The organism is Isoptericola nanjingensis, from assembly GCF_050311635.1.
GTDB lineage: Bacteria > Actinomycetota > Actinomycetes > Actinomycetales > Cellulomonadaceae > Isoptericola > Isoptericola nanjingensis.
Genome location: NZ_JBNOZL010000008.1, coordinates 16,332 through 42,798 on the forward strand (window position 1 = coordinate 16,332; position 26,467 = coordinate 42,798).

Here is a 26,467-nt window from a genome sequence, read left to right on the forward strand (position 1 = left end):
GGCTCAGCCCTCCTGGCGCGCCAGGGCGGTGTTGACGGTCTCGACCAGCTGCGTGGCGCCGAGGCCCTCGATCTCGGCGACGTACGCGTCCCAGTCGTCGAGCGAGCGCTGGCCGGTGATGAAGGCGGCCGTCGCGGACTGGACGGCGTCCTTGAGCTGCGTGTCGAGCAGCGAGTTCTGCTCGAGCTCCATCTCGTTGAGGCGCGGCGCCGGGGCCACCGGCAGCACCTCCTTGGCGTCGAGCACGGACCGGGTCCACTCCTCGACCTCGTCCGACATCACGGACTCGAGCAGGTCCTGCGTGGACCCGTTCGCCAGCAGGAACACGCCGTTGCTGTAGCCGAAGTCGGTGTTGAGCTTCTTCGGCGCGCCGGCGTTGATCGCGTTCCAGCTGATGTCGTCGTTCAGCGTGCGGGTGCCGTCCGAGTCCTTCGAGTACGTCTCGCCGTCCACGCCCCACTGGGCGAACTCGATGCCCTCGTCCGAGTAGTACTGCCAGTCGACGTACTGGAGCAGGGCCTTGAAATACGGCTGCTCCGCCGCGTTGCTGGAGATCATCAGGCCGCTGGAGAGCTGGCTCGCGGCGAGGTTGCTGCCCGCCGGGCCGCCCGGGATGGTGAGCAGCCGGGTGGTGATGTCCTTCCCGCCGTCCTTGATCGCCGTGCGGTACGCCGTGATCTCCTGCGTGTTGCTCGTGACGGCGGCGGACTTGCCGGACACGAACTTCTGCCGGGCCTGGTCGTCGGACTGCGTGATCTCCGGGTCCATGACGCCCGCCTCGACCCAGCCGTGCACCGTCTCGAGGAGCTGCTTGTACTCGTCGCTCGTGCCGTTGAAGACGTACTCGCCGGAGTCCTGGTCGAACCAGGTGTTGTTGTAGCCCCAGCCGCCGGCGGCGCCGAAGTTCGGGCCCATGACGTTGAGCAGCGCGCCGAGCGTGGTGGTGTCGGTCCAGCGGTCGGAGTAGGCGTAGTCGAGGCCGGGGTTCGCCTCCTTGACCTTCGCCAGGTCCTCGGTGAACTCGTCCCACGTGGCAGGGTCCTCGGTGATCCCCGCCTTCTTCCACATGTCGTCGTTGATCATCACCGTGTACTGGACGTCGGGGATCTCCCGCAGGCCCGGCAGGATGTAGTACTTGCCGTCGTCCTGGCGCAGGTTGTCGATCTCGTCCTGCAGGCCCCAGTCCTCCACCTTCTGCGCGAAGTTCGGCATGTACTCGAGGTAGTCGGACACCGGGAGGATCGCGCCGCCCGAGACGAACTGCGTCTCCTGGCCCGGGTACGTCACGGGCATGAGGTCCGACGCCTCGCCCGACCCGATGAGCAGCGCCTTCTTCTGGTCCCAGTCCGCCAGGGGGACGTCGGTGCGGGAGAACGTCACGTTGCGGTCGTCCTCGAGGTGCTGGAAGACCGACCAGTCGTCCTGCACCTCGTAGTCCGGGTGGTCGCGGTACATCAGCGAGAGCTCCACCGGCTCGGTGGCCTTGAACGACGTGCCCGCCGCGAAGTCCTCCATCGCGCCGACGGAGTGCTCCGCGTCGATGGTGGCGGCCGCGTCCGGGCTCGCGCCGTCGCCGCCGTCGTCGTCTCCCCCGCTGCCGCAGGCAGAGAGGCCCAGGGCCAGGGTGGTCAGCGACACGGCCGCGACGGCCGCCCGCATCCGGGTGTTCCTCATGTCTTCTCCTCGTGTGACGAGCGTCGTCGCTCTCGAGCGGGATGTGGTGCGTGCGGTGCGGGTGATGGCCGGCCCGTCAGCCCTTGACGGAGCCGAGCATCACGCCGGAGACGAAGTACCTCTGGATGAAGGGGTAGAAGCAGATGATCGGCAGCACGGTGAGCAGCATCGTCACGGACTGGATGTTCGCGCCGATCTGCACGGCGTCCTGCGTCGGGTCGGCCGCCGGCGACGCCGCGGCGATCATGTTCCGCAGGTAGACGGTGACCGGGAACAGCTCCTTCTGGTCCAGGTAGAGGAAGGCGTTGAACCACGAGTTCCACAGGCCGACGGCGTAGAACAGGGTCATCGTGGCCAGCACCGCCTTGGACAGCGGCAGCACGATCCGGAAGAAGATCCCGTACGTCGTGAGGCCGTCGATCGCGGCCGCCTCCTCGAGGTCGCTCGGGAAGTTCTCGAAGAACGACTTCATGACCAGGAGGTTGAACACCGAGATGGCGCCGGGCAGCACGATCGCCCAGAGGGTGTTCCGCATCCCCAGCACGTCGGCGACGAGGATGTAGTTCGGGATCAGGCCGCCGCTGAAGAACATCGTGAAGACCGCGATGCCGATGAAGAACGTGCGGCCCTTGAGGTGGCGGCGGCTCAGGGCGTAGGCGTACGGGGTGGTGAGCGCCATCGACACGAACGTGCCGACCACCGTGTAGACGACCGTGTTCTTGTAGTTGGTCCAGAACATCGCGTCGCCCATGACGTACTGGAACGTCTCGACGTTGAAGCCCCGCGGCAGGAGGTTGACCTCGCCGGCGGCGATGAAGCCCTCCGAGGAGAACGCCTTCGCCACGAGGTTCACGAACGGGTACAGCGTCACGGCGCACACCAGGAGCAGCACGACGACGTTGACCACCTTGAAGGTGCGGTACCCGGCCGTGTCCTTGACGGTCGTGGCCTCGGTCCGGACGGCGGCGAGGTCGGGGGTGGGCATGCCGGTCACCACAGCGAGGCTCCTACCGTGCGGCGCGAGACGAAGTTCGCGGTGAGGACGAGGACCAGACCGATGAGCGCCTCGAAGAGGCCGATCGCCGTGCCGTAGGAGAACTGGGCCGACTGGATGCCCACGCGGTACAGGTACGTCGAGATGACGTCCGCCGTGGAGTAGATCAGCGGGTTCTGCAGCAGCAGGACCTTCTCGAACCCGACCGCCATGAAGGAGCCGATGTTGAGGATGAGCAGCACCATCATCGTGGGGCGGATGCCCGGCAGCGTGATGTGCCAGGTCTGCTGCCAGCGGTTGGCGCCGTCGATCCGGGCCGCCTCGTAGAGCTGGTCGTCCACCGTCGTCAGCGCGGCGAGGTAGAGGATCGTGCCCCATCCGACGGTCTGCCAGACCTCCGAGCTCACGTAGATGGAGCGGAACCAGTCGGGCTGCTGCATGAACGCGATCGCGTCGCCGCCGAACGCCTCCACGACCTGGTTCACCGTGCCGCTCACGGCGGTGAGCTGCAGCACGAGGCCCGCGACGATGACGATCGACATGAAGTGCGGCAGGTACGAGATCGTCTGCACGATCTTCTTGAAGCGCCGCGAGCGCAGCTCGTTGAGCATGAGCGCGAGGACGATCGGCAGCGGGAAGCAGATCACCAGCGTCAGCAGGCCCAGGATCACGGTGTTCCCGAACACCTGCCAGAACTGCTGGTTGTGGATGAACATGTCGAAGTAGTAGAAGCCGACCCACTCGTCGCCCAGCGGGCTGCCGCCCGGGCGGAACCGGCGGAACGCGATGACGTTCCCGATCATCGGCACGTACTTGAAGATCAGGAAGAACAGCACCGGCAGGACGACGAACGAGTACAGCCGCCAGTCCTTGCGCAGCGCCTGGCGCCACGTGGTGCGCGTCCGCCGCCGCGGTTCGTCCCGCGGTGGTGGTGACAACGGTGCGTCGTCGATCGGTGGGACGGTCGTCACCATCCCTGCGGCCTGCGCCATGAGTCCCCCAGCCGTCACGTCGTCGTGCGGTCCGCCGGTCGCAACCTCGCGCCGACGATCCGAAAGTTTCGTCATTGAAAACGTTCTCCAACTGCCGCCGAGAGTAGGGGGAGCCTTCGGTGATGGTCAAGCGCCCGGCCGATCACGGTCTGATCACGGCGCCTGGAAACGTCGAGAGCACGCCCGACGTCGTGTACGGTCGAGCCGAAACTTGCGGTCGATCGATCGAGCGCGACGCCGCGCCATGACAGGACGGACGATGAGCACCCCCACACCGCAGGGCACGACGCCGACGATCGCCGAGATCGCCCGGGAGCTCGGCGTGTCCGCGCCCACGGTGTCCAAGGTGCTGAACGGCAGGACCGACGTCGCGCCGGCCACCCGCGACCGCGTGGAGGCCGCGCTGGAGCGCCACCGCTACCGGCGTCGCCGGGCGGCGACCCCACCGGTCGGCGCGGGGCTCGTGGACCTCGTCTTCCACCGGGTGGGCTCGGCGTGGTCCACGGAGATCATCCGCGGCGTGGAGGACGCCGCCGCGGCCGCCGGGGTGAGCGTCATCCTGTCCGAGCTGGGCGGGAAGCACCGCCCGCCGTCCACCTGGCTCGAGACGACGCTCTCGCGCCCGCCGCTGGGCGTGCTGCTCGTCGCGGCCAGCCTCAGCTCCTCGCAGCGGCCGCGCCTCACCACGCGCGGCATCCCCTACGTCGTCATCGACACCGACGGCGAGCCTCCGCCCGACGTGCCCACGGTGGGGTCGGACAACTGGAGCGGGGGGCTCGCGGCGACGCGGCACCTGCTCGAGCTGGGGCACCGGCGCATCGCCGCGATCTCCGGCCCGGGCACCATGCTGTGCGCCCGCGCACGCCTCGACGGCTACCGCACGGCGCTCGAGGAGTCCGGGATCGGCTTCGACCCCGCGCTGGTGCGGTCGGGGAACTTCGAGGTGGAGTCCGGCTACCGCTCCGGCAGCGAGCTGCTCGACCTGCCCGAGCGCCCGACCGCCGTCTTCGCCGGGTCCGACATGCAGGGGATCGGGCTGCTCCGGGCGGCGCAGGAGCGCGGCATCTCCGTGCCGCGCGACCTGTCCGTCGTCGGGTACGACGACCTGCCCCTCGCGAACTGGACCACGCCCGCGCTCACCACCGTGCGCCAGCCGCTGGTCGAGATGGCGACCACGGCCACCCGGCTGCTGCTCGACCTCGCCCGCGGCGAGACGCCGATGGCCCGGCGGGTCAACCTCGCCACCGGCCTCGTCGTCCGGGAGTCCACCGCGTCCCCCGCGAGATAGAGAACCCCGGTCGCCGAGATAGAGAAGCGAATTCCACGAGATAGAGAGGGGCGGACCGAAGCCGGCTTCGGTCCGCCCCTCTCTATCTCGTGGAATTCGCTTCTCTATCTCGGCGTCAGCGCTGGACGCGCGCGCTGCCGCCGCCGGCCAGCTTGGCGACCTCGGCGAGGGTTGCCGTCGTCGTGTCACCGGGCGTGGTCATGGCGAGCGCGCCGTGCGCGGCGCCGTACTCGACGGCCTGCTGCAACGAGTCGAGCTCCATGAGGCCGTAGGCGAGGCCGGAGGCGAACGAGTCGCCGCCGCCCACGCGGTCGAAGATCTCCAGGTCGGCGCGGTGCGTGGCCTCGACGAAGCCCTCGGCGCGCGACCAGGCGATGGCGCCCCAGTCGTTGACGGACGCGGACTTCACGCCGCGGAGCGTCGTCGCGATGACCTGGAAGTTCGGGTAGGCCTCGGCGGCGGTGCCGATCATCGCGCGGAAGGCGCCGGTGTCGAGGTCGGTGAGGTTCTCGTCCACCCCCTCCACCTCGAAGCCGAGCGAGGCGGTGAAGTCCTCCTCGTTGCCGATCATCACGTCGACGTGGTGCGCCAGACGGCGGTTGACCTCGCGCGCCCGCTCGACGCCCCCGATGCCCTTCCACAGGGAGGGGCGGTAGTTGAGGTCGTACGACACGATCGTGCCGTGCTTCTTGGCCGCGGTCATGGCCGCCTCGGCGACGTCGGCGGCCGACTCGGATAGCGCGGCGAAGATGCCGCCGGTGTGCAGCCAGCGCACGCCGGAGCCGAACAGGGCGTCCCAGTCCACGTCGTCGGGCTTCATCTGCGCGATCGCGGTGTTGCCGCGGTCGCTGACGCCGACGGCACCGCGCACGCCGAAGCCGCGCTCGGTGAAGTTGAGGCCGTTGCGGACGCTACGGCCGATGCCGTCGTACTCGCGCCACTGCACCCAGGAGGTGTCGAGGCCGCCGGTGAGCATGAAGTCCTCGACGAGGCGGCCGACCTCGTTGTCCGCGAGGGCGGTGACGATCGCGCCGCGCAGGCCGAACGCGCGGCGCAGGCCGCGGGCCACGTTGTACTCGCCGCCGCCCTCCCAGACGTCGAACGAGCGGGTGGTGCGCACGCGGCGGTCGCCCGGGTCGAGGCGCAGCATGACCTCGCCGAGCGCGACGGCGTCGTAGCGGCACTCGGCGGCCGGGCGGGTGGTGATGGACGGGTTGGTCATCGTGTCTCCTTGCAGGCTCTGCGGGCCGACTCAGGCGGGCTGCGCGAGGGTGACGCCCTCGGCGGTGCGGCGGGTGATCTCGGCCCAGTCCCCCTGGGCGACGAGGGACTTCTCGACCATCCACGAGCCGCCGACAGCGAGCACCGGGGCGAGGCCGAGGTAGTCGCCGAGGTTGGCGGCGCTCACGCCGCCCGTCGGCACGAACCGCAGGCCGGGGAACGGCGCGGAGAAGGCCTTGATCGCGGCGGGGCCGCCGACCACGGAGGCGGGGAAGAGCTTGACGACGTCGAGGCCGAGGTCGAGCGCGGCCATGATCTCGCTGGGCGTGGCGACGCCCGGCAGGACCGGCACGCCGTGCTCCTGGGCCCGGCGCACGACGGCGGCCGACAGCCCCGGCGACACGATATAGCGCGCCCCCGCGTCGACGACGGCGTCGACCTGGTCGACGGTGGTGACGGTGCCCGCGCCCACGACGACGTCGGGCTGGGTCCGCGCGACGGCGCGGATCGCGTCGATGCCGCCGGCGGTGCGCAGGGTGATCTCGGCGACGGGGAGGCCGCCGGCGACGAGCGCGTCGGCGAGGCGGGCGCCCTCGTCGGCGCCGTCGACCACGACGACGGGCACGAGGCGGTGGGCGCCGAGGGCGGCGACGACGTCGCCGGCCGGGGTCGAGGGGGAAGACATCCTGGCTCCGTTTCGCTATGGTGAACGCACGTTGTTCACTACGGAACACCATAGAGGACGAGCACCGATGACCCAACCCCCCAGCCCGCTCGGCAGCGTGGACAAGGCGCTGCTGACCCTCGACGCGCTCGCGCGCGCAGGCGCCGGCGGGGTCGCGCTGGCCGACCTCGCCGCCGAGGTGGGCGCGAACAAGTCGACGCTGCACCGCACCCTCGCGGCCCTGCGCCACCGCGGGTACGCCGACCAGCGGGCCGACGGCGCCTACACGCTGGGGGCGGCCGTGCTCTCGCTCGGCGCGGCGTACCTCGCCGAGGACAACCTGCCCGGCCTGCTGCGCCCGGCGCTCGAGGCGCTTCGCGACGAGGTCGACGAGCTCGTGCACCTCGGCGCCCTCGCCGGGCAGGAGGTCGTCTACCTCGACAAGGTCGAGCCGCAGCGCCCGCTGCGCGTGTGGTCCGCCGTCGGGCGGCGCATCCCCGTCGCGACGACGGCGCTGGGCCGGGCGCTCCTGGCCGCCACGCCGGACGGCGCACCGTCGCCCGGGCACGGCGGCGAGCCCGACGCCACCCCCGACGTCACCCCCGACGTCACGCTCCGGGCGGCCCTCGCCGCGGCGCGGGAGCGCGGGTACGCCACCGAGACCGAGGAGAACGAGCCCGGCATCGCGTGCGTCGCCGTCGCGCTGCTGCGCGCGGGCCGGCCGGTGGCGGCGGTCAGCATCACCGCGCCCGTCGAGCGCATGACCGGACCCGCCCGCGACGCCCGCGTGGCTGCGCTCCGCGACCTGCTGCCGCGGGTGCTCCCGACCGGCCTGACCGTTCCGGCGCCCTCGACGTAGCGATTCGTCGTCGTCCCCGTGTGGGACGACGACGAATCGCTACGTCGAGGTGGTCCGTGCCCGGCTCAGCGCGCCAGCCACCCGCCGTCGACGGGGATGATCGCGCCGTGCACGTAGTCCGACGCGGGCGAGGCGAGGTACAGCACCGCGCCGGCGATGTCCTCCGGCGTGGCCCAGCGGCCCGCGGGGATGCGGGCGAGGATCTCGGCGTTGCGGTCCTCGTCGGCGCGCAGCGCGCCCGTGTTGGCGGTGGCCACGTACCCGGGGGCGACGGCGTTGACGTTGACGCCGCGGCCGGCCCACTCGTTGGCGAGCGCCTTGGTCAGGCCCGCGAGCGCCGACTTCGACGCCGTGTAGCCCGGCACGTTGACGCCGCCCTGAAAGCTCAGCATCGACGCGGTGCCGATGATCTTGCCGTGCCCGCGGGCCAGCATGGCGCGACCGACCTCGCGCGAGAGGATCCACGCGGACCGCAGGTTCACCTCGAGCACGTGGTCGAAGTCGGCGTCCGGGTGCTCGGCGGCCGGGGCGCGGCGGATGGTGCCGCCGTTGTTGACCAGCACGTCCACCTCGCGCTCGACGAGCGTCGCGGCGAGGGCGGCGACGGCGTCCCGGTCGGACAGGTCGGTCGCGACCGGGGTGAACCGGCGCCCGGCGGCCTCGACCGCGCGGCGGGTGTCCGAGTCGCCGTCGGGCATCGTCGTGCTGATGCCGATCACCTCGGCGCCCGCGCGGGCCAGGAGTGTCGCGATCGCGAGGCCGATGCCCTTGCTGGCGCCCGTCACGGCCGCGGTGCGGCCCTCGAGGCTGAACAGGCGCGCGACGGCGGGGTCGAGCCCGGGCGCCTGGGCGGTCGGGCGGTCGGTGGTGCTGGTGCTCACGTGTCTCGTTCCTTCGTCGGGCCCGGGGCGGGCGGGGCGCTGGGCCCTACCGGTCGCCCCCGAGCGCGTGGGTGATGTCGGCCGCCGTCTTGTGCAGGTCGTCCGCCATCGCGGCGAGCTGGCTCTCGGTGTGCTCGAGGGCGAGCGACGAGATCGACAGTCCGTAGTTGGAGTGGCCGGAGTGGTCGCGGACGGCGGTGCCGATGCACACCACGCCGGGCACGTTCTCCTCGCGGTCGAACGCGTACCCGTCGCGGCGGATGTCCGCCAGCTCCGCGCGCAGGTCCTCCAGCGTGGCCAGGCTGCGCGCCGTGCGGCGCGGCAGCCCGGCGCGGTTGACGAACCGCTCGACGGCGTCGTCGTCGAGCCGCGCCAGGATGGACTTGCCGATCGCGGACGTGTGCAGCGGGATCGACGCGCCGACGCGCGACGGCATGCGGTACGGCTTGTCCGAGTCGGTGCGGACCAGGTAGATGATCTCGTCGCCGCTGCGCACGCCGACGTGCACCGTGCACTGCACGCGGCGCACGAGGTCGTCGACGTACGGCTGGACGATCGTCGAGACGTCCACCCGGTCGTACGCCGCCCCGGCCAGGGACAGGATCTTCGGGCCGGGCACGTGCGTCCCGCCGTCGGCGACCCGGATGAAGTCCCGGTCGACGAGCGTGGCGAGGATGCGGTGCACCGTCGCCTTGGGCAGGTCCACCGCCGCCACGATCTCGCTGAAGCGCCCGTGCGTCATCGCCGCCTCGAGCACCAGCAGCGTCTTCTCGCTGGCCGTCGTCGCCTCGCTCATCGACCGTTCCTCCTCGTCCCTGCGCGTCCGCGCGTCCTCAGCGCATGGTCGCGACGTCGAACCCGTCCATGTCGTCGAACGCCTGGTTCTCGCCGGCCATCGCCCACACGAAGGAGTATGCGGCGGTGCCGACGCCGGAGTGCACCGACCAGCTGGGCGAGATGATCGCCTCGCGGTCCGCCACGACCATGTGCCGCGTCTCGGTGGGCTCGCCCAGCAGGTGCACGACGCGCGCCTCGGCCGGCAGGTCGAAGTACAGGTAGCACTCCGTGCGCCGGTCGTGGGTGTGCGCGGGCATCGTGTTCCACATGCTGCCCGGGTGCAGCGTCGTGACGCCCATGACCACCTGGCACGACCGCACGCCGTTCTCGTGGATGTACTGGTTGAGCGTGCGGCGGTTGGACGTGACCTGGTCGCCGAGCTCGCGCACGGTCCCCTGCCCGGGCTCGACGAGCGCGGTCGGGTACGCGGTGTGCGCCGGCGCGGAGAAGAGGTAGAACCGGGCGGGCCCGGCCTCCCCCGCCGCGTCGTCGGACGCGAGCACGACGTCCGCCGCGCCGCGCCCGACGTACAGGCACGCGCCGTGCGCGAGGCGGTGCTCCGTGCCGTCCACCGTGATCGTGCCGGGCCCGCCCACGTTGACGATGCCGGCCTCACGGTGGTCGAAGAACCGCTCCGAGCGGATCTCCGGGTAGCCCGGCAGGGTCAGCGGCGCGGACACCGGGCTGACGCCCCCCAGCACCACGCGGTCGTGGTGGGTGTAGACCGTGCGGATCTCGTCGTCGACGAACAGGTCGGGCACGAGGTAGCGGTCCCGCAGGTCCTGGGTGGTCATGCCCGGGATCTGCTCCGGGGCCGTGGCGTAGCGCTGTTCCATGGGAACCTCCGAATCGGTGGTGGACGGTGGGACGGGCGTGGGCGGTGCCGGCGGCGCGGTCAGGCCAGCCCGAGGAGCCCGGGCAGCCAGAGCGACAGGGCCGGCGTCATGGCCACGACCAGCAGCAGGAGCACCAGGGCCACGAAGAACGGCACCAGGCGCCGCATGACGCTCTCGATGGACATGCCCGACACCCTGGCACCGACGAACAGGACGGGCCCGACGGGCGGGGTGATCGTGCCGATGGACAGCGCGAGCACCATGAAGATCCCGAAGTGCACGGGATCCATGCCGAACGCCGTGACCACGGGCAGGAAGATCGGCGCGAAGATCAGCACGGCCGGCGTCGGGTCCATGAAGCACCCGATGACCAGCAGCAGCACCACGATGAGCACGATGAGCACGTACGGGTTGGTGCTGACGGTCAGCAGGGCGTCGGTCACGAGCTGCGGGATCTGCGCGAACGACATGACCCACGACATGACCGCGGACACCCCGACGAGGAACATGACGATCGCCGTCGTGCGGGCCGACTCGAGCAGGATGCCGGACAGGTCGCGCACCGAGATCGAGCGGTACACGAACGACAGGACCAGCGAGTAGATGACGGCGATGCACGACGCCTCGGTGGGCGTGAAGACGCCCGCCAGGATGCCGCCGATGACGATGACGATGAGCAGGAGCGCGGGCACGGCCTGCCCGGCGACCCTGAGCCTCGCCGGCCCCGACAGCTTCTCGGTCACGCGCAGCTCGGGCCGCTTGCGGGCGTACAGGTGCACGATGACCATGCAGACGGCGGCCCACAGGATGCCGGGCACGTAGCCGGCCACGAACAGCGCCGCGACGGACGTGCTCGACACGAGCGAGTACACGATCATCAGGTTGCTGGGCGGGATGATCATGCCGGACGGCGCGGACGCGATGTTGGTCGCGGCGGCGAAGTCCTTGGGGTACCCCTCCTTCGCCTGCAGCGGCCCCATCGTCGAGCCGACGGCGGCCACGGAGGCGACCGCCGAGCCGGAGACCGCCCCGAACATCGCGTTCGCCGCGACGTTGGTCTGGGCGAGCGACCCAGGGGCGCGGCCCACGAGCATCTTGGCGAAGTTGACGAGCCGCAGGGCGATCCCGCCGTTGTTCATGATCACGCCGGCGAGCACGAAGAACGGGATCGCCAGCAGGGAGAAGTTGTTGACGCCGCGGAACATCTGCTGCGCGGACGTGAGGAGCCCGTTCTCGAAGCCGAGCACGGTGATCGCGGCGAGCGCCGACGACGTGCCGACGGCCACGGAGATCGGGATCCCCAGCGCGAGGAGGGCGACGATCCCGACGATCAGGACCAGCCCGGCGATTGCTGCCACCTCCATGTGAGCCCCCTCAGACTGCGTCCGGCTCGCCGTCGGTCGTGGCGTTCTCCACGCCACGCACGACGGCCACCAGGTGGTAGACGGTGTAGAAGAGCACGAGCACGCCCGAGACCGGGAGCACCAGGTAGAGCCAGCCGACCATCAGCGGGAGGCTGGGCACGTCCTGGGTCCAGGTGAGCTGGGCGAGCTGCCAGCCGCCGTAGACGAGCACCAGCGCGGCGAACGCGAACGTCACGACCTGGCTGAGCACGGCGGCCGCGCGCTGCAGGCGCTCGGGCGCCCTGCGCACCAGGAAGTCGACGGCGATGTGCCCGCGCTCGCCGAACACGAGGGCGGTGCCGAAGAAGCTGAGCCACACGAACAGGTACTTGGCGAGCTCCTCGGACCACACGCTGGGCGCCGACAGCACCTGGCGGGTGAAGACCTGCCACGCCACGACCAGCACGAGCGCGCCCAGGAGCAGCACGCACAGCCAGCGCAGCACGACGTCGAGCCCGTTCTTGACGCGGGTCATCGCTCCTCCTCCGCCATCTGCTCCGCGACGGCGCGCGTGCGGTCGTAGAGCTCGCGCGACGTGGGCGTGGTGAGCTTCTCGTCGAGCAGCGGGGCGACGGCCTCGCGGAACGGCGCGACGTCGGGCGAGCTGAACTCGGCGCCCGCCTCCTCGGCGGCCTGCTGGCTCTCCGTCATGACCTCGGTCGTGAGGCGGCTCGACTCGTCGTAGGCCGCCTGGAGCTCCTCGAGGAACACGGCGCGGTCGGCCTCGGACATGGCGTCGAAGGTGGCCGGGTTGGTGATGAGGTAGTCCGGGATCATGAGGTGGTTCGTGTACGAGTAGTACGGCGCGACCTCGTCGTGCTTGAGGTTGCGGTAGATCGACTCGTTGTTCTCGCCGCCGTCGATGACGCCCGACTGGATGGCCGTGTACACCTCGCCCTGGCCCATGGGCGTGCCGACGCCGCCCATGAGGTCCATCATCCGGCTGTTGGTGTCGGTCTCCATGACGCGGATCTTGAGGCCGGCGAGGTCCTCGGGCGTCTCGATCGGGTGCGCCGACGTGTAGACGCTGCGCACGCCGGCGGAGAATCCCCCCAGCACGCGGATGTTCTGCTCCTCGAGCGAGGAGTACAGGTCACCGGTGATCGCGGGGTCGTTGAGCACGGCCTCCTGGTGCGCCTGCGAGTCGTAGACGTACGGCATGTTCAGCGCCACGAAGTCCGCGTTGATGTTCTCCAGCAGCGACCCGGCGACCAGCGCGAGGTCCACCGCGCCGGACTGCACCAGCTCCACGGTGTCCTTCTGCGCGCCGAGCGTCTCGTTCGGGTACACCTCCACCGAGTAGCGGCCGTCGGTCCGCTCCGCGAGCCGCTCCCCCAGGTGGGTCATCGCCACGGCCTCGGGCTGGTCGGCGTTCTGGTTGAACGCCACCTTGAAGACCCGGTCCGCCTCCGGTGCGCCCGCGCCGTCGGACGCCGCGCCCCCCGCCGTCGCGGTCGTGAACCCCGCGCCGCAGGCGGTCAGCGTCACCGCCACGAGCGCCGCAGCCCCCGCTGCGGCCAGCTGTCTGAGCCTCATCGCCCCCTCCTTCTGCTCCTCGTCGAGCGAGGCACCCCCGGTGCCTCATGGTCCGTCACACGGAACTCAGTTCTGCAGTACGGAACCAGTTGCCGGGGCTGCCTGTCAAACCGCGGGCCCGACGGAGGCCTCGCGGCCGCGAGGCGGGCACGATGGACCCATGAGCATCCGCAGCCCTCAGGACGTCCTGTTCATCGGCGGCTCCGGCGTCATCAGCGCCGCGAGCGTCACCCGCGCCGCCGCCCTCGGGCACCGCGTCACGGTCCTCAACCGCGGCACCTCGACGACGCGGCCGCTGCCGCCGGAGGTCGAGACGCTCGTGGCCGACGTGACCGACGACGACGCCGTCGACGCCGCCCTCGCGGGCCGGGAGTTCGACGTCGTCGCGCAGTTCCGCGCGTTCCGGCCGGACCACGTGGCGCACGACGTCGAGCGCTTCACCGGACGGGTCGGCCAGTACGTCTTCGTCTCCTCCGCGTCGGCCTACCAGACGCCGCCGGAGCGCCTGCCCGTCACGGAGTCCACGCCGCTGCGCAACCCCTTCTGGCAGTACTCGCGGGACAAGATCGCCGGCGAGGACGTCCTCGTGCGGGCCTGGCGCGACCGCGACTTCCCGGCGACGATCGTGCGCCCGTCGCACACCTACGACCGCACGCTGCTGCCCACCACGGGCGGCTGGACCGACGTCGCCCGGCTGCGCGCCGGGAAGCCCGTCGTCGTGCACGGCGACGGCACCTCGCTGTGGACGCTGACCCACACGGAGGACTTCGCGGTCGGGTTCGTGGGCCTGCTCGGCCACCCCGCCGCCGTGGGCGACGCGTTCCAGATCATGGGGACGCACGCCCCGACGTGGGACCAGGTCTACCGCTGGCTCGCGGCCGCCGCGGGCGTCGACGAGCCCGAGCTCGTGCACGTCGCGTCCGAGACGATCGCCCGCGCGCTGCCCGACGTCGGGCCCGGGCTGCTGGGCGACAAGGCCCACTCGATGGTGTTCGACTGCGCCAAGCTGCGCGCCCTGGTGCCCGAGTTCGGCACGACGATCACCTACGACCAGGCCGCCGTCGAGCAGATCGCCTGGCACGACGCGCACCCGGAGGCGCAGCGGGTGGACGACGCCCTCGACGCCGCGTTCGACCGCCTGGTCGCGCACGCGCGCGCCGTCTGACGCCCGGGCACCGGCACCGGCGCGGGCACCCCGGCACGTACCCTGCCGGGGTGACCCGCTCCCCCTCCCCGCTCGTCCTGCTCGACCTCGACGGCACGCTCACCGACTCCGCCCCCGGCATCGTCGCGGGCATCCGCCACGCCTACGGCGCCCTCGGGCTGCCCGTCCCCGACGACGCCACGCTGCGCTCGTTCGTCGGCCCGCCGATCACCGACACGTTCCCCGCGCACGGCGTCCCCGCCGACCGCGTGGACGCTGCGGTGCGCGCGTACCGCGAGGCGTACGCCGCCGGCGGCATGTACGACAACCGGGTGTTCGACGGCATCCCCGAGGTGCTGCGCGCGCTGCGGGCCGCCGGCTGCACGCTCGCCGTCGCGACGTCCAAGCCCGAGGTGTACGCGAAGCCCATCTGCGACCGGTACGGGATCACGGAGCTGGTCGATGGCGTCTTCGGAGCCCCGCTCGACGAGGGCACGTCGACCAAGGCCACGGTGATCGCCCGGGCCCTCGCGTCCCTCGGCCGCACCTCCCCCGCCGACCCGGCCGACGGGCCGGCGCTCATGGTCGGCGACCGCGAGCACGACGTGCACGGCGCCGCCGAGCACGGCATCCGCTGCGTCGGCGTCACCTGGGGGTACGCCGCGCCCGGCGAGCTCGTCGACGCCGGTGCCGTCGCCCTGGTGGACGACGTCGCCGACCTCACCGACACCGTCCTGGCCCGGCTCTCCTGAGAGTCGTCAGTCGCGGAGCAGGGGCAGCAGCTGCTCGCCCTGGCGGCGGATCTCCTCCAGGTACGGGGTGTCGGAGAGCACGAAGTGCGTGACGCCGAGGTCCTGGTAGCGGCGCAGGGACTTCGCGACGTCGGACGGCGAGCCCACGAGCCACGTGGTCCCGGCGCCGCCGCCGCCGGCCCGGGCGGGGGCGGTGTACAGGTTCTCGTCGAGCACGTCGCCGCGGGCGGCGAGGTCGAGCAGGCGCTGCTGCCCGACGGCGACGGGCCGGTCCGCCGCTCGATGATCGGCGTCACGGTGGTCGGCGTCGCGCCGCCACCCCTGCGCCCCGGACGACGCGGCGAGCTGCGCCACCTTGGCCTCGGCGTCGCGCCAGGCCTCGTCGGTGGTGTCGCGGACGAAGGTGGTGACGCGCAGCCCGAACTGCAGCGGCGCGTGCTCCCGGCCGACCCGCTCGCTCAGCGCGCGCAGCCGGTCGATCCGCTCGGCGACGCCGTCCAGCGGCTCGCCCCAGAAGAGCTGCACGTCGGCCTCGGCGGCCGCCACCTCCTCCGCCTCCGGCGACGCGCCGCCGAAGTAGAGCGTCGGGTGCGCGCGCCCTTCGCGGACCACCGGCTTGAGGGGCAGCGAGGCCGTGTCCGCCCGGTAGTGCTCGCCCTCGTACGTCACGTCGTCCTGCGTCCACAGCCGGCGCACCAGCTGCAGGAACTCGCGGGTCCGCCCGTACCGCGCCGCCCGGTCGGTGACCGTGTCGCCGTACTGCGCGACGCCGTCCTGCCCGGACACGATGTTGATCCGGACGCGCCCGCCGGTGAGGTGGTCGAGCGTGGCGGCCGCCGACGCCAAATGCGCCGGCTGCCAGTAGCCGGGCCGGATCGCGACCAGCGGGTTGAACGTCGTGGTGCGGGCGGCGAGCGCCGCCGCGACGGTGAAGGTGTCCGGGCGGCCCCAGCCGGTGCCGAGCAGCGCGCCGTCCCAGCCGTGCTCCTCGAGCGCGCGGGCTTGCTCGGTGAGCGTGTCCAGGCTGTTGTGGTCCGCCGTGACGACGTCGCCGCGGTGGCCGGCGCGCACCTGGTTGGGGATGTACCAGAGGACGTCGGCGCTCATGCCCCCACCCCCGCGGTCGCCAGCTCGACGGCCTCGACCGACGCGCCCGACGACGAGTAGCGGCTCGCCGGCCGCTCCAGCCCGTAGTGCTCGCGCAGCGTGGTGCCCTCGTAGGCGGTGCGGAACAGGCCGCGCGCCTGAAGGATCGGCACGACGTGCGCCGTGAACTCCTCCAGCCCGCGCGGCAGCACGGCGGGCATGATGTTGAAGCCGTCCGCCGCCTCGGCGTCGTACCAGTCCTGGAGGGCGTCGGCGACCTGCTCGGGCGTGCCGGCCAGCGTGCGGTGCCCGCGGCCGCCGCCCAGGCGGCCGATCAGCTCGCGGACGGTCAGCCGCTCGCGCCGCGCGAGCTCCACGATCAGCGTGTACCGGCTCTTGGCGCCCTCGATCTCGTCCTCGTCGGGCAGGTCGGCGGGCAGCTGCCGGTCCAGCGGGAGGTCGTCGGGGTCGACGCGCAGCGTCGCGGCGAGCTGGCGGCGCGCGTACTCGGGCACGATGAGCTCGTCGAGCTCACGCTCGGCCGCGAGGGCCTCGGCCTCCGTCGACCCGAGCACGGGGACGAGACCGGGCAGGATCTTGATCCCGTCGGCGTCGCGGCCGGCCGCGACGGTCCGGGCCTTGAGGTCGGCGTAGAACGCCCGCGCGTCGTCGAGCGTCTGGTGCGCGGTGAAGACCGCCTCGGCGTACCGGGCCGCGAGCGCCTTGCCGTCCTCCGACGACCCGGCCTGCACGATGAGCGGTCGTGCCTGCGGCGTCCTCGGGGTGGTGAGCGCGCCCGCGACGGAGAAGTGCTCGCCGACGTGCCGGGCCGCGTGGATCTTCGCCGCGTCCGCCCAGACGCCCTGCTCCTTGTCGCCGAGCACGGCGTCGTCGTCCCACGAGTCCCAGAGCTTGGCCGCGACGTCGAGGAACTCCGCGGCGCGCTCGTAGCGCACGGCGTGCGCGGGCTGGTCGTCGAGGCCGAAGTTGCGCGCGATGTCGGGCCCGGCCGTCGTCACGACGTTCCACCCGGCGCGGCCGCCCGAGACGATGTCGATCGACGCGAACCGCCGGGCCAGGTTGTACGGGGAGTTGTAGGTGGTGGAGGCCGTCGCGATGAGCCCGATGCGCTCCGTGGCGGCCGCCAGCGCGGTGAGCACGATCAGCGGGTCCAACGACCCGGCGGGGCGGCGTCCGACGTCGCTGCGCAGGCCGGGGCCGTCGGCGAAGAAGACGGAGTCGAGCAGCCCCTCCTCCGCCGTGCGGGCCAGCCGCTGCAGGTAGGCGATGTTGGTGGACGTGTGCTCCGGGGAGCTCTCCGGCAGCCGCCACGACGCCTCGTGGTGGCCGGTGCTCATGAGGAACGCGTTGAGGTGGAACGGTCCGGGGCGGTGGCCGTCGCGGCCGGCGGTGCGGGTCATGCGGTCACGTCCTTCCGCTCGACGCCGAGGGCGTCGAGCAGCTCGGTGCGGATGGCGGCGAAGCGGGGATCGGCGGCGTCCCGCGCCCCGTCGAGGTCGATGCGGCGCTCGACGGCGATGCGGCCGCGGTCGAGGACGACGACGCGGTCGGCGAGCACGATCGCCTCGTCGACGTCGTGCGTCACGAGCAGCACCGCGGGCCGGTGCCGGTCGTACAGGTCGCGCAGCAGCTCGTGCATGCGGATACGGGTGAGGGCGTCGAGGGCGCCGAACGGCTCGTCGGCCAGCAGCAGCTGGGGCGAGCGCACGAGCGAGCGGGCCAGCGACACGCGCTGCTGCTCGCCGCCGGACAGCTCGTTCGGCCACGCCCGCTCCCGGCCGGCCAGGCCGACCTCGGCGAGCGCGGCCCGGCCCGCGTCGCGGGCGTCCCGGCGGCCCACGCCGTCCAGGCCCAGCACCACGTTGTCGAGGACCCGCGCCCACGGCAGCAGCCGGGAGTCCTGGAACACGACGGACACCTGGTCGGGCACGCGCACCTCGCCGACGCCCGCGACGCCGTGGTCCAGACCCGCGAGCGCCCGCAGCAGCGTCGACTTGCCCGAGCCGCTGCGGCCCAGGATCGCGACGAACTCCCCCGGCGCGAGCTCCAGGTCGAGGTCGTCGAGCACCCGCTCCTCGCCGTACGCGCGCACCAGGCCGCGCACGGCGACGGCGGGCGCCCCGGCGACGACGTCCGTGCCGGTCGCGACCGGCGTGGCGCTCAGTCCTCCAGCGTGCGTCGCCATGCGAGCGCCCTCCTCTGCAGCAACCGGACGGCGGCGTCAGCGGTGAACCCGAGGACGCCGTAGACCACGAGGCCGACGATGATGACCTCGGTCTGGCCGTAGGTGCGGGCGAGCTCCATCATGTAGCCGATGCCCGCGGTGGCGTTGACCTGCTCGACGACGACCAGCGACAGCAGGGAGCCCGTGACGGCGAACCGCAGGCCGAGCAGGAAGCCGGGCAGCGCGCCCGGCAGCACCACGCGACGCACGAACTGCGGCCGGCCCAGCCGCACCGTCTCGGCCAGCTCGACGTAGCGGGAGTCGATGGAGCGCAGCCCGTTGTGCGTGTGCACGTAGATCGGGATGAACACCCCGAGCGCGATGGTGATGACCTTCATCGGCTCGCCGATGCCGAACCACAGGATGAGCAGCGGCAGCAGGGCGAGGTTCGGGATGGCCCGCTTGACCTGGATCGGGCCGTCGAGCAGCGCGTCGCCCACCCGGCTCAGGCCGGAGGCGAGCGCCAGCACGACGCCCGCCGCGACGCCCCACGCCAGGCCGAGGGCCGCGCGGGTCAGCGAGACGCCCAGGTTCTCCTGCAGGTCGCCCTTGGCGATCAGGTCGCCGGCGGTCGTGACGACGGTCCACGGGGCGCTGAGCACCCGCTGGTCGATGAGGCCGGTGGCGGAGCCGGCCACCCACACGCCGACCAGGACGACGACGCCGAGCAGCCCGGCCGCGGGGATCGGGCGGCCCAGCCCGAGCCGCCGACCGGCGGGGCGGACGTCGGGCCGTGCCTGGGGCCGGACGCCGGCGATCTGTGCCGCGCCCGGAGACGTGCGGGGCGCGGTGCCCGCCCTGGTGATGGTGCCGACGGCGGTCATCGGTCGGCCTCCGCCCCGCCCTGGGCCTCGACGCCGGCGGTCTGCGCCGCGACGAACCGCTGGTCGAAGAGGTCGGCGGCGTCGAGCGGGTCCTCGTCCAGCTCCTCGGCGAGCAGGTCGACCGTCTCCTGCGTGCGGGCGATGCCGTCGGTGAGGTCGGCAGGGATGTCGGGCACGGCCGCGTGGTCCGTGAGGTACTGGGCGTCCTCCTCGGTCAGGCCCTCGTGCTCGACGTAGTACCCCTGCTTCCACTCCTCGGGGTGCGCGGCGACCCACACCTTCGCCTTGGCCCACACCTCGACGTACTCGTCGAGCGCGGCGGCCTTGGCCGGGTCCTCGAGCACGGCCTTCGGCGCGTACAGGTGGCCGGCGTCGTCGCGCAGGCCGTGCTTGACCGACTGCGCGCCGTCGGCCTCGTACTTGGTGAGGTAGCGGAACAGCTGCGTGCCGCCCAGTGGTGCGACGTCGACCTCTCCCGCTGCCAGCGCGGTGGAGTACACGTCGCCGGTGCTGGGCAGCTCGACGAGCTCCACGTCGTCCTGGGTGAGGCCGGCCGCGGCCAGCGCCTTGAGCACCAGCGCGCCCTGCGCCTGGCCGGGGCTGAACGCGATCCGCTTGCCGGCCAGGTCGTCGAGGGAGCCGAGCGCGATGCCGGGCCGCCCGGCGAGCTCGTAGATCGGCGCCTCCTGCCAGTTCTCCCGGTACTGAGTCGCGATGATCGACACCGGCACGCCGGTCCACGTCGCGTGGATGGGCGGGATGTCAGCCACGGCGCCGACGTCGAGCGACTCGGCGCGGAACGCCTCGATGGTCTGCGGGCCGCCGGACAGGTTGGCCCACTCCAGGTCGAACGAGAAGTCGTGCTCGATCTCGTCGCCGGCCAGCTCGAGCGCGACCTCGGTGGTCGGGTCGCCGACGACGAGCGTCGTGCCGTCCGGCACCGCGGACGGCAGCGGGTCGGAGGCGGCGAGCGTGCCGCCCGGGCCGTCCGCGGCGGCGTCGGCGACGCAGCCGGCGGTGCCGAGCAGTCCGACGAGGCCGACGACGGCGGCTGCCGTCCGTCGGGCACCGCGGGCGCGGCGGAAGGGGATCGTTCGGGGCATGGCGGGGTCCTCTCGGGGCGTGCGGGGGTACGCCACGTCACCCGACCGCGCGACGGCGGACGGGGCGGTGGTCTCGAGCGGGTTCTGCTGCCGGGAAGGCGGGGGCGACGGCGTGCGTCGGGTCAGCGGCGACAGCGGCGACAGGGCCGACAGCCCCGGCGGGCGCACGGCTCGACGGCCCCCGCGGCGCGGGTGCCCGGGGACCGGAGTCCGTTCGTGTCGGCGTGCATGGCGGGGAAGGTAGGCGCCGCGCGAGCCCCGCGCGAGAGTTCCCCGGAAAGTCTCACGATGCGGGACCAGAATTCAAGACGTCGCCCCCGACGCCCGCGGGCACGACGAAGGCCCCGGACCCTGTGAGGGGGTCCGGGGCCTTCGTCGTCGACCGTCAGGTCGGTGGGCTCAGCGCGTCACTCCGCGCCGGCCTGCATCTGCCCGGTCGGGGGCAGGTCGTGCACCGAGACGCCGGTGGGGGCGTCGAGCGCCGCCGCCGCGCCGACCGTGACCGGCCCGCGCTCGTGCTCGCTCTTGGGGACCCCGCGGAAGCTGAACTCCCCGAGGATGCCCTCGCCCGCGCCGTCGACCAGCACGAGGTCGCCGGCCTTGAGCTCGCCGAACAGGATCTTCTCGGACAACGTGTCCTCGATCTCCCGCTGGATCGCCCGCTTCAGCGGACGGGCGCCGAGCACCGGGTCGTAGCCCTTCTCCGCCAGCAGGTTCTTCGCGGCGGGCGTGAGCTCGATGGCCATGTCCCGGTCGCGCAGACGCTTGTCCAGCTTGGCGATCTCCAGGTCGACGATCTCGATGATCTCGTCCTGCGAGAGCTGCGGGAAGACCACCACGTCGTCGACGCGGTTGAGGAACTCCGGCCGGAAGTGCTGCTTGAGCTCCTCGTTGACCTTCGCCTTCATGCGCTCGTAGGAGGTCACCAGGTCGCCGCCGGCGTTGAAGCCGGTCTGGACGCCCTTGGCGATGTCCCGCGTGCCGAGGTTGGTGGTCATGATGATCACGGTGTTCTTGAAGTCGACCACCCGGCCCTGCGAGTCGGTCAGGCGACCGTCCTCGAGCACCTGCAGCAGCGAGTTGAAGATGTCCGCGTGGGCCTTCTCGACCTCGTCGAACAGGACCACCGAGAACGGCTTGCGCCGCACCTTCTCCGTGAGCTGGCCGCCCTCGTCGTAACCGACGTACCCGGGGGGCGAGCCGAACAGCCGCGACACGGTGTGCTTCTCCGAGAACTCGGACATGTCGAGCTGGATCAGCGCGTCCTCGTCCCCGAAGAGGAACTCGGCGAGCGCCTTGGCCAGCTCCGTCTTCCCGACGCCCGTGGGGCCGGCGAAGATGAACGAGCCACCGGGTCGCTTCGGGTCCTTGAGCCCGGCACGCGTGCGACGGATCGCCTGGGACAGCGCCTTGATGGCCGTGTTCTGCCCGACGACGCGCTTGTGCAGCTCGTCCTCCATGTGCAGGAGCTTGCTGGACTCCTCCTCGGTGAGCTTGACGACCGGGATGCCGGTCGACATCGCCAGCACCTCGGCGATGAGCTCGTCGTCGACCTCCGCGACGGAGTCGAGGTCGCCCGACTTCCAGGCCTTCTCCTTGTCGGCGCGCTGGGCGGTGAGCTGCTTCTCCTTGTCCCGCAGCCCGGCGGCCTTCTCGAAGTCCTGCTCGTCGATCGCCGACTCCTTGTCCCGGCGCGCCTCCGCGATCTCCTCGTCCAGGGCCTTGAGCTCCGGCGGCGCCGTCATGCGGCGGATGCGCAGGCGCGCGCCCGCCTCGTCGATCAGGTCGATCGCCTTGTCCGGCAGGTACCGGTCGTTGATGTACCGGTCGGCGAGCTGCGCGGCGGAGACCAGCGCGGAGTCCGTGATGGACACGCGGTGGTGCGCCTCGTAGCGGTCGCGCAGACCCTTGAGGATCTCGATGGCGTGCTCGAGCGACGGCTCGTTGACCTGGATCGGCTGGAAGCGGCGCTCCAGGGCCGGGTCCTTCTCGACATACTTGCGGTACTCGTCGAGCGTCGTGGCGCCGATCGTCTGCAGCTCGCCGCGGGCCAGCATCGGCTTGAGGATGCTCGCCGCGTCGATCGCGCCCTCGGCGGCGCCCGCCCCGACGAGGGTGTGGATCTCGTCGATGAACAGGATGATGTCGCCGCGGGTGCGGATCTCCTTGAGCACCTTCTTGAGGCGCTCCTCGAAGTCACCGCGGTAGCGGGAGCCGGCGACCAGGGCGCCGAGGTCCAGCGTGTAGAGCTGCTTGTCCTTCAGCGTCTCCGGCACGTCGCCGCGCACGATGTCCTGGGCGAGGCCCTCGACGACGGCCGTCTTGCCGACGCCCGGCTCGCCGATCAGCACCGGGTTGTTCTTGGTGCGGCGGCTCAGCACCTGCATGACGCGCTCGATCTCCGTCGAGCGGCCGATGACCGGGTCGAGCTTGCCCTCGCGCGCGGCCTGGGTGAGGTTGCGGCCGAACTGGTCGAGGACGGCGGAGCCGGACGGCTGCCCCTCCTGCGGGCCGCCGGCGGCCACGGGCTCCTTGCCCTGGTAGCCGCTCAGCAGCTGGATGACCTGCTGGCGCACCTTGTTCAGGTCGGCGCCCATCTTCGTGAGGACCTGGGCGGCGACGCCCTCGCCCTCGCGGATGAGGCCGAGCAGGATGTGCTCGGTGCCGATGTAGTTGTGACCGAGCTGCAGCGCCTCGCGGAGCGACAGCTCCAGCACCTTCTTGGCGCGCGGCGTGAACGGGATGTGCCCGCTCGGGGCCTGCTGGCCCTCGCCGATGATCTCGGTGACCTGGGTGCGGACGCCGTCGAGCGAGATCCCCAGCGACTCCAGGGCCTTCGCGGCGACGCCCTCACCCTCGTGGATGAGTCCGAGCAGGATGTGCTCGGTGCCGATGTAGTTGTGGTTGAGCATCCTTGCCTCTTCCTGAGCAAGGACGACCACCCGACGGGCTCGGTCGGTGAATCTCTCGAACATGTGCTGCTCCCTCACGAGCGGCGTTACCTGCACCCCGTCGGATTGACGGCTACAGCCTGACCGCTACGACTCTATGCGCTCCCAACTCGCCGACACCCCTCGGTAAGCCCATGTTCGCCAGGGGCGTGACGGCGTGCCGGATTGCCAGCCGCGGGCGAGGCGGTCCAGGCTCGGGGAAAGGCGGTCGCCGCCGCGGAGGTCGCCGCAGAGGTTCCACCCAGGGGGTACCGATGGACGAGATCGAGCAGCAGCCTGGAGCCACGGGCGGGGCGGGCCACGACGCGGGCCGGCGGGCCTGGAACGGTGACGACGCGCGGCTGGCGCAGTTCTCCGGCGTCCTCGGCGAGGTGCACGACCCGCTGACCTGGGGCCTCGACCTGGAGGACCAGTCGCTCACCGGGCCCGCCGACTCCGACGACCCGACGTCCGAGCGGTTCGTGCGCGCCTACCGGTCGTTCACGGGTGAGGCGCTGGAGGTCGAGACCCTGCGCACCCGGGTCGCGGACGCCGACGTCGAGGACGTCGTCCGCGCCGCGTGCAGCGGCGCCCTCGCCGCACCCCTGCACGCCGACATCGCCGCACCCGTCGAGGCCGCGCCGTCCGACGGCGGGGACGAGGCCGCGGCGGACGACGGGTCGGACTTCGCGGACTCGTTCCAGGACTACCGCAGCGCCATGCGGGCCCTCGTCGCCGAGGTCGACGAGGCCCCGCTGACGACGGGGACGTTCGTCGTGGACGGCGACGACGCGGGCTGCGTGCGCGTCACCGCCCGCGAGACCACCGCCGTGTACGTGGCGGCGGCCGACCGCGCCCTCGTGGTCACGGGCCCCGCCGACCTCGTCGACCGGGTGGAGGTCGTGACCCGGCCCGTCGACGCCCTCCTGTCGGGCCGACGTCGTGCTGACGGCGGCGCGTGATCGACGTCCCGTGACCTCGCCCTGACGGGCGACGACGCCCGACCTATGCTGCAAGCCAGGGCCGTCCCGCGGGTCGTGGCGGGGGCGGCGGACGCACGACGAGAGAGTCGGGGTGGCCGATGCGCGGCATCGTGGTCGGGGTCAACGGTTCGGTCGAGTCGGACGAGGCGCTGGACTGGGCGCTGCGGGAAGCCGCCGCGGCCGCCGTGCCGCTCACGCTGGTCATGGTCGACGCGGGCGCCGGGAAGGGCGCCGACGCCGCCGCGCACGAGGCGGCGCTCGCCCCGGTGCGCGAGGAGGCGCAGGGGCTGCTCGACGCGGCCCGCGCCCGCACGGGGGTCGACGTCGACGGGACGGTCTCGGCCCTCCCCGGCCCGGCGGCCGACCGGCTGCTCGAGCTCGGCGCCGACGCCGACATGCTGGTCCTCGGCCGCCGCCGGCGGGGCCGGCTCGGCCGGGCCGTGCTGGGCTCGGTGTCGACGACGGTCGTGGAGCACGCCGTCGTCCCCGTCACGGTGGTGCGCCACGGCAACCCCGACGGCGCCCCGGAGGACGACGTGCCCGCCGAGGCGGCGCCGCGCATCGTCGTCGGCGTCGACACGTCCGCCCCGAGCGTCGCCGCGCTGCGGCACGCGTGCGAGGTCGCGGGCCGCACGGGGGCGTCGATCGACGCCGTCTTCGCGTGGCAGATCACGACGCTGGCACCGCTGCCGGGGTCGTGGGGCTGGGCGCCGCCCGTCGACGACTACGAGAAGTTCGCGGCCGACTCGCTCGCCGAGGCGGTACGGGCGGCCGGCGTGACGCTGCCGCCCGAGCGGCTGACCCGCCGGGTGGTGCACGGCCAGGCCGCCAAGCAGCTCGTGCTCGCGGCGCAGGGCGCCGAGCGGCTCGTCGTCGGGGCGCGCGGCCTCGGCGGCTTCGACCGGCTGCTGCTCGGCTCGGTCAGCCGGCAGGTGCTCGACTTCGCGCCCTGCCCCGTCACCGTCGTCCGCGGCTGACCGCCGTACCCGCCCTCGTCAGGCGAGCGCCTGCCCGAGGTCGGCGACCAGGTCCTCGACGTCCTCGATCCCGACGGACAGGCGGACGAGGTCGTCGGGCACCTCGAGCGACGTGCCCGCGACCGAGCCGTGCGTCATGCGCCCCGGGTGCTCGACCAGGGACTCCACCCCGCCCAGGGACTCCGCGAGCGTGAACACCTGCGTGCGCGCGCACACGTCGAGAGCCTTCGCCTCGCTGCCCGCCCGGAACGACACCATGCCGCCGAACCCGGTCATCTGGCGGGCGGCGACGTCGTGCCCCGGGTGCGACGCGAGGCCCGGGTAGAGCACCTCGGTCACGGCCGGGTGGTCGACGAGGAAGGCCGCGACCGCGGCCGCGTTGGCCTGGTGGCGGTCCATCCGGACCGCGAGCGTCTTGAGCCCGCGCAGGGTCAGCCACGCGTCGAACGGTCCCGCGACGGCCCCCGACGAGTTCTGGTGGAAGCCGACGGCGCCCGCCACGTCCGTGCCGCCCGCGGGCGACTCGAGCCCGCCCGGCAGCACCGCGCCCGCCGCGACGACGAGCGCTCCCCCGACGACGTCGCTGTGCCCGCCGATGTACTTGGTCGTCGAGTGCACGACGACGTCCGCGCCGAGCGCGAGCGGCTGCTGCAAGTACGGGGTGGCGAAGGTGTTGTCGACGACGAGCAGCGCGCCGGCGTCCCGCGCGACGCCGGCGAGCGCAGCGACGTCGCTGATGCCGAGCAGCGGGTTGGTCGGCGTCTCGACCCACAGCACCCTGGTCTCGGGCCGGACCGCGGCCCGGACCGCCTCGACGTCGGACAGGTCGACCGGGGTGTGCGCGATCCCCCACGGCCCGAAGACCCGAGCGATCAGCCGGTACGTGCCGCCGTACGCGTCGTCGGGCACGATCACGTGGTCGCCCGGGCGCAGCACCGCGCGCAGCAGTGTGTCCTCCGCCGCCAGGCCGGAGGCGAACGCGAAGCCCTGCGCCGGGTCCAGGCCCCCGGACTCCGCCGCCGCGAGCGCCTCCTCCAGCGCGGTGCGCGTCGGGTTGGCGGAGCGGGAGTACTCGTACCCGCCGCGCAGGCCGCCCACGCCGTCCTGCTTGTACGTGGAGACCTGGTGGATCGGCGGCACGACGGCGCCCGTCGTCGGGTCCGGGTCCTGGCCCGCGTGGATGGCGCGGGTCGAGAAGCCGGTGCGGGTCCAGTCGTTGTGCTCGCTGTTGCTCACCC

24 protein-coding genes are annotated in these 26,467 nt (G+C 72.5%); 6 read left to right on the plus strand and 18 right to left on the minus strand.

The window, feature by feature from the left end:
* Window positions 1-3: 3 nt before the first annotated feature.
* From ACQP6G_RS16330 to ACQP6G_RS16340, 3 genes are all read right to left on the minus strand, one after another.
* Complete coding sequence (locus ACQP6G_RS16330) at window positions 4-1,674, minus strand: ABC transporter substrate-binding protein (protein ID WP_429765804.1); 1,671 nt, start codon at window positions 1,672-1,674, stop codon at window positions 4-6.
* 76 nt (window positions 1,675-1,750) lie between these two features.
* Window positions 1,751-2,659, minus strand: a complete 909-nt coding sequence (locus tag ACQP6G_RS16335; RefSeq protein ID WP_429765805.1) for a carbohydrate ABC transporter permease — start codon at window positions 2,657-2,659, stop codon at window positions 1,751-1,753.
* Between the two features lie 5 nt (window positions 2,660-2,664).
* Window positions 2,665-3,660 (minus strand): ABC transporter permease, encoded by a 996-nt coding sequence (locus tag ACQP6G_RS16340; protein WP_429765806.1) that lies wholly within the window; start codon window positions 3,658-3,660, stop codon window positions 2,665-2,667.
* A 259-nt stretch (window positions 3,661-3,919) separates the two neighbouring features.
* Here ACQP6G_RS16340 and ACQP6G_RS16345 point away from each other — a divergent pair, with 259 nt between their 5' ends.
* Window positions 3,920-4,948: a LacI family DNA-binding transcriptional regulator gene (locus ACQP6G_RS16345; protein WP_429765807.1), complete on the plus strand. Its 1,029-nt coding sequence runs from the start codon at window positions 3,920-3,922 to the stop codon at window positions 4,946-4,948.
* Window positions 4,949-5,063: 115 nt separating this feature from the next.
* Here ACQP6G_RS16345 and ACQP6G_RS16350 read toward each other — a convergent pair whose 3' ends face one another.
* Window positions 5,064-6,170 (minus strand): sugar kinase, encoded by a 1,107-nt coding sequence (locus ACQP6G_RS16350; RefSeq protein ID WP_429765809.1) that lies wholly within the window; start codon window positions 6,168-6,170, stop codon window positions 5,064-5,066.
* A 30-nt stretch (window positions 6,171-6,200) separates the two neighbouring features.
* Window positions 6,201-6,854 (minus strand): bifunctional 4-hydroxy-2-oxoglutarate aldolase/2-dehydro-3-deoxy-phosphogluconate aldolase, encoded by a 654-nt coding sequence (eda, locus tag ACQP6G_RS16355; protein WP_429765811.1) that lies wholly within the window; start codon window positions 6,852-6,854, stop codon window positions 6,201-6,203.
* Window positions 6,855-6,921: 67 nt separating this feature from the next.
* On the opposite strand from eda, the gene ACQP6G_RS16360 reads away from it, so the two are divergent.
* Entirely contained in the window at window positions 6,922-7,692 is a 771-nt protein-coding gene (locus ACQP6G_RS16360) for an IclR family transcriptional regulator (RefSeq protein ID WP_429765813.1), read from the plus strand.
* Between the two features lie 65 nt (window positions 7,693-7,757).
* Here the strand turns inward: ACQP6G_RS16360 and ACQP6G_RS16365 are convergent, their stop codons facing one another.
* The 6 genes from ACQP6G_RS16365 to ACQP6G_RS16390 all read right to left on the minus strand — a co-directional run bounded on the left by ACQP6G_RS16365 (window position 7,758) and on the right by ACQP6G_RS16390 (window position 13,185).
* The gene (locus ACQP6G_RS16365; RefSeq protein WP_429766285.1) at window positions 7,758-8,507 is read right to left on the minus strand and encodes an SDR family oxidoreductase; all 750 of its coding nucleotides are present in this window, start codon (window positions 8,505-8,507) and stop codon (window positions 7,758-7,760) included.
* Between the two features lie 112 nt (window positions 8,508-8,619).
* Window positions 8,620-9,369 carry an IclR family transcriptional regulator gene (locus ACQP6G_RS16370; protein WP_429765815.1) on the minus strand — a complete coding sequence of 250 codons (750 nt, stop codon included), beginning with the start codon at window positions 9,367-9,369 and terminating at the stop codon, window positions 8,620-8,622.
* Between the two features lie 37 nt (window positions 9,370-9,406).
* Window positions 9,407-10,246 (minus strand): 5-dehydro-4-deoxy-D-glucuronate isomerase, encoded by an 840-nt coding sequence (kduI, locus tag ACQP6G_RS16375; RefSeq protein ID WP_429765817.1) that lies wholly within the window; start codon window positions 10,244-10,246, stop codon window positions 9,407-9,409.
* Between the two features lie 59 nt (window positions 10,247-10,305).
* The gene (locus tag ACQP6G_RS16380) at window positions 10,306-11,610 is read right to left on the minus strand and encodes a TRAP transporter large permease (protein ID WP_429765819.1); all 1,305 of its coding nucleotides are present in this window, start codon (window positions 11,608-11,610) and stop codon (window positions 10,306-10,308) included.
* 10 nt (window positions 11,611-11,620) lie between these two features.
* Window positions 11,621-12,124, minus strand: a complete 504-nt coding sequence (locus ACQP6G_RS16385; protein ID WP_429765821.1) for a TRAP transporter small permease — start codon at window positions 12,122-12,124, stop codon at window positions 11,621-11,623.
* Complete coding sequence (locus ACQP6G_RS16390; protein WP_429765823.1) at window positions 12,121-13,185, minus strand: TRAP transporter substrate-binding protein; 1,065 nt, start codon at window positions 13,183-13,185, stop codon at window positions 12,121-12,123. The genes ACQP6G_RS16385 and ACQP6G_RS16390 overlap by 4 nt, the downstream gene beginning before the upstream one ends.
* Before the next feature lie 160 nt (window positions 13,186-13,345).
* Here ACQP6G_RS16390 and ACQP6G_RS16395 point away from each other — a divergent pair, with 160 nt between their 5' ends.
* The gene (locus tag ACQP6G_RS16395; RefSeq protein WP_429765825.1) at window positions 13,346-14,350 is read left to right on the plus strand and encodes an NAD-dependent epimerase/dehydratase family protein; all 1,005 of its coding nucleotides are present in this window, start codon (window positions 13,346-13,348) and stop codon (window positions 14,348-14,350) included.
* 50 nt (window positions 14,351-14,400) lie between these two features.
* On the plus strand, window positions 14,401-15,081 hold the full coding sequence (locus ACQP6G_RS16400) for an HAD hydrolase-like protein (RefSeq protein ID WP_429765826.1): 681 nt from the start codon (window positions 14,401-14,403) through the stop codon (window positions 15,079-15,081).
* Window positions 15,082-15,087: 6 nt separating this feature from the next.
* Here the strand turns inward: ACQP6G_RS16400 and ACQP6G_RS16405 are convergent, their stop codons facing one another.
* The 6 genes from ACQP6G_RS16405 to ACQP6G_RS16430 all read right to left on the minus strand — a co-directional run bounded on the left by ACQP6G_RS16405 (window position 15,088) and on the right by ACQP6G_RS16430 (window position 23,314).
* Window positions 15,088-16,188, minus strand: a complete 1,101-nt coding sequence (locus ACQP6G_RS16405) for an LLM class flavin-dependent oxidoreductase (RefSeq protein ID WP_429765828.1) — start codon at window positions 16,186-16,188, stop codon at window positions 15,088-15,090.
* Window positions 16,185-17,588, minus strand: coding sequence for an LLM class flavin-dependent oxidoreductase (locus ACQP6G_RS16410; protein ID WP_429765830.1), 1,404 nt, complete (start codon window positions 17,586-17,588; stop codon window positions 16,185-16,187). Before ACQP6G_RS16410 ends, ACQP6G_RS16405 begins: the two co-directional genes overlap by 4 nt.
* Entirely contained in the window at window positions 17,585-18,373 is a 789-nt protein-coding gene (locus ACQP6G_RS16415; RefSeq protein ID WP_429765832.1) for an ABC transporter ATP-binding protein, read from the minus strand. The genes ACQP6G_RS16410 and ACQP6G_RS16415 overlap by 4 nt, the downstream gene beginning before the upstream one ends.
* Window positions 18,349-19,236 carry an ABC transporter permease gene (locus tag ACQP6G_RS16420; protein WP_429765833.1) on the minus strand — a complete coding sequence of 296 codons (888 nt, stop codon included), beginning with the start codon at window positions 19,234-19,236 and terminating at the stop codon, window positions 18,349-18,351. The genes ACQP6G_RS16415 and ACQP6G_RS16420 overlap by 25 nt, the downstream gene beginning before the upstream one ends.
* Window positions 19,233-20,339 carry an ABC transporter substrate-binding protein gene (locus ACQP6G_RS16425; protein ID WP_429765834.1) on the minus strand — a complete coding sequence of 369 codons (1,107 nt, stop codon included), beginning with the start codon at window positions 20,337-20,339 and terminating at the stop codon, window positions 19,233-19,235. The genes ACQP6G_RS16420 and ACQP6G_RS16425 overlap by 4 nt, the downstream gene beginning before the upstream one ends.
* A 407-nt stretch (window positions 20,340-20,746) precedes the next feature.
* Complete coding sequence (locus ACQP6G_RS16430; RefSeq protein ID WP_429765835.1) at window positions 20,747-23,314, minus strand: ATP-dependent Clp protease ATP-binding subunit; 2,568 nt, start codon at window positions 23,312-23,314, stop codon at window positions 20,747-20,749.
* 230 nt (window positions 23,315-23,544) lie between these two features.
* Here ACQP6G_RS16430 and ACQP6G_RS16435 point away from each other — a divergent pair, with 230 nt between their 5' ends.
* Both ACQP6G_RS16435 and ACQP6G_RS16440 read left to right on the plus strand, forming a co-directional pair.
* A complete protein-coding gene (locus ACQP6G_RS16435) occupies window positions 23,545-24,231 on the plus strand; it encodes a hypothetical protein (RefSeq protein ID WP_429765836.1) in 687 nt (228 codons plus the stop codon).
* Between the two features lie 119 nt (window positions 24,232-24,350).
* Window positions 24,351-25,229: a universal stress protein gene (locus ACQP6G_RS16440; RefSeq protein WP_429765837.1), complete on the plus strand. Its 879-nt coding sequence runs from the start codon at window positions 24,351-24,353 to the stop codon at window positions 25,227-25,229.
* An 18-nt stretch (window positions 25,230-25,247) separates the two neighbouring features.
* On the opposite strand, the gene ACQP6G_RS16445 is transcribed toward ACQP6G_RS16440, so the two are convergent.
* Window positions 25,248-26,465: a cystathionine gamma-synthase gene (locus ACQP6G_RS16445; protein ID WP_429765839.1), complete on the minus strand. Its 1,218-nt coding sequence runs from the start codon at window positions 26,463-26,465 to the stop codon at window positions 25,248-25,250.
* Between the last annotated feature and the right edge of the window lie 2 nt (window positions 26,466-26,467).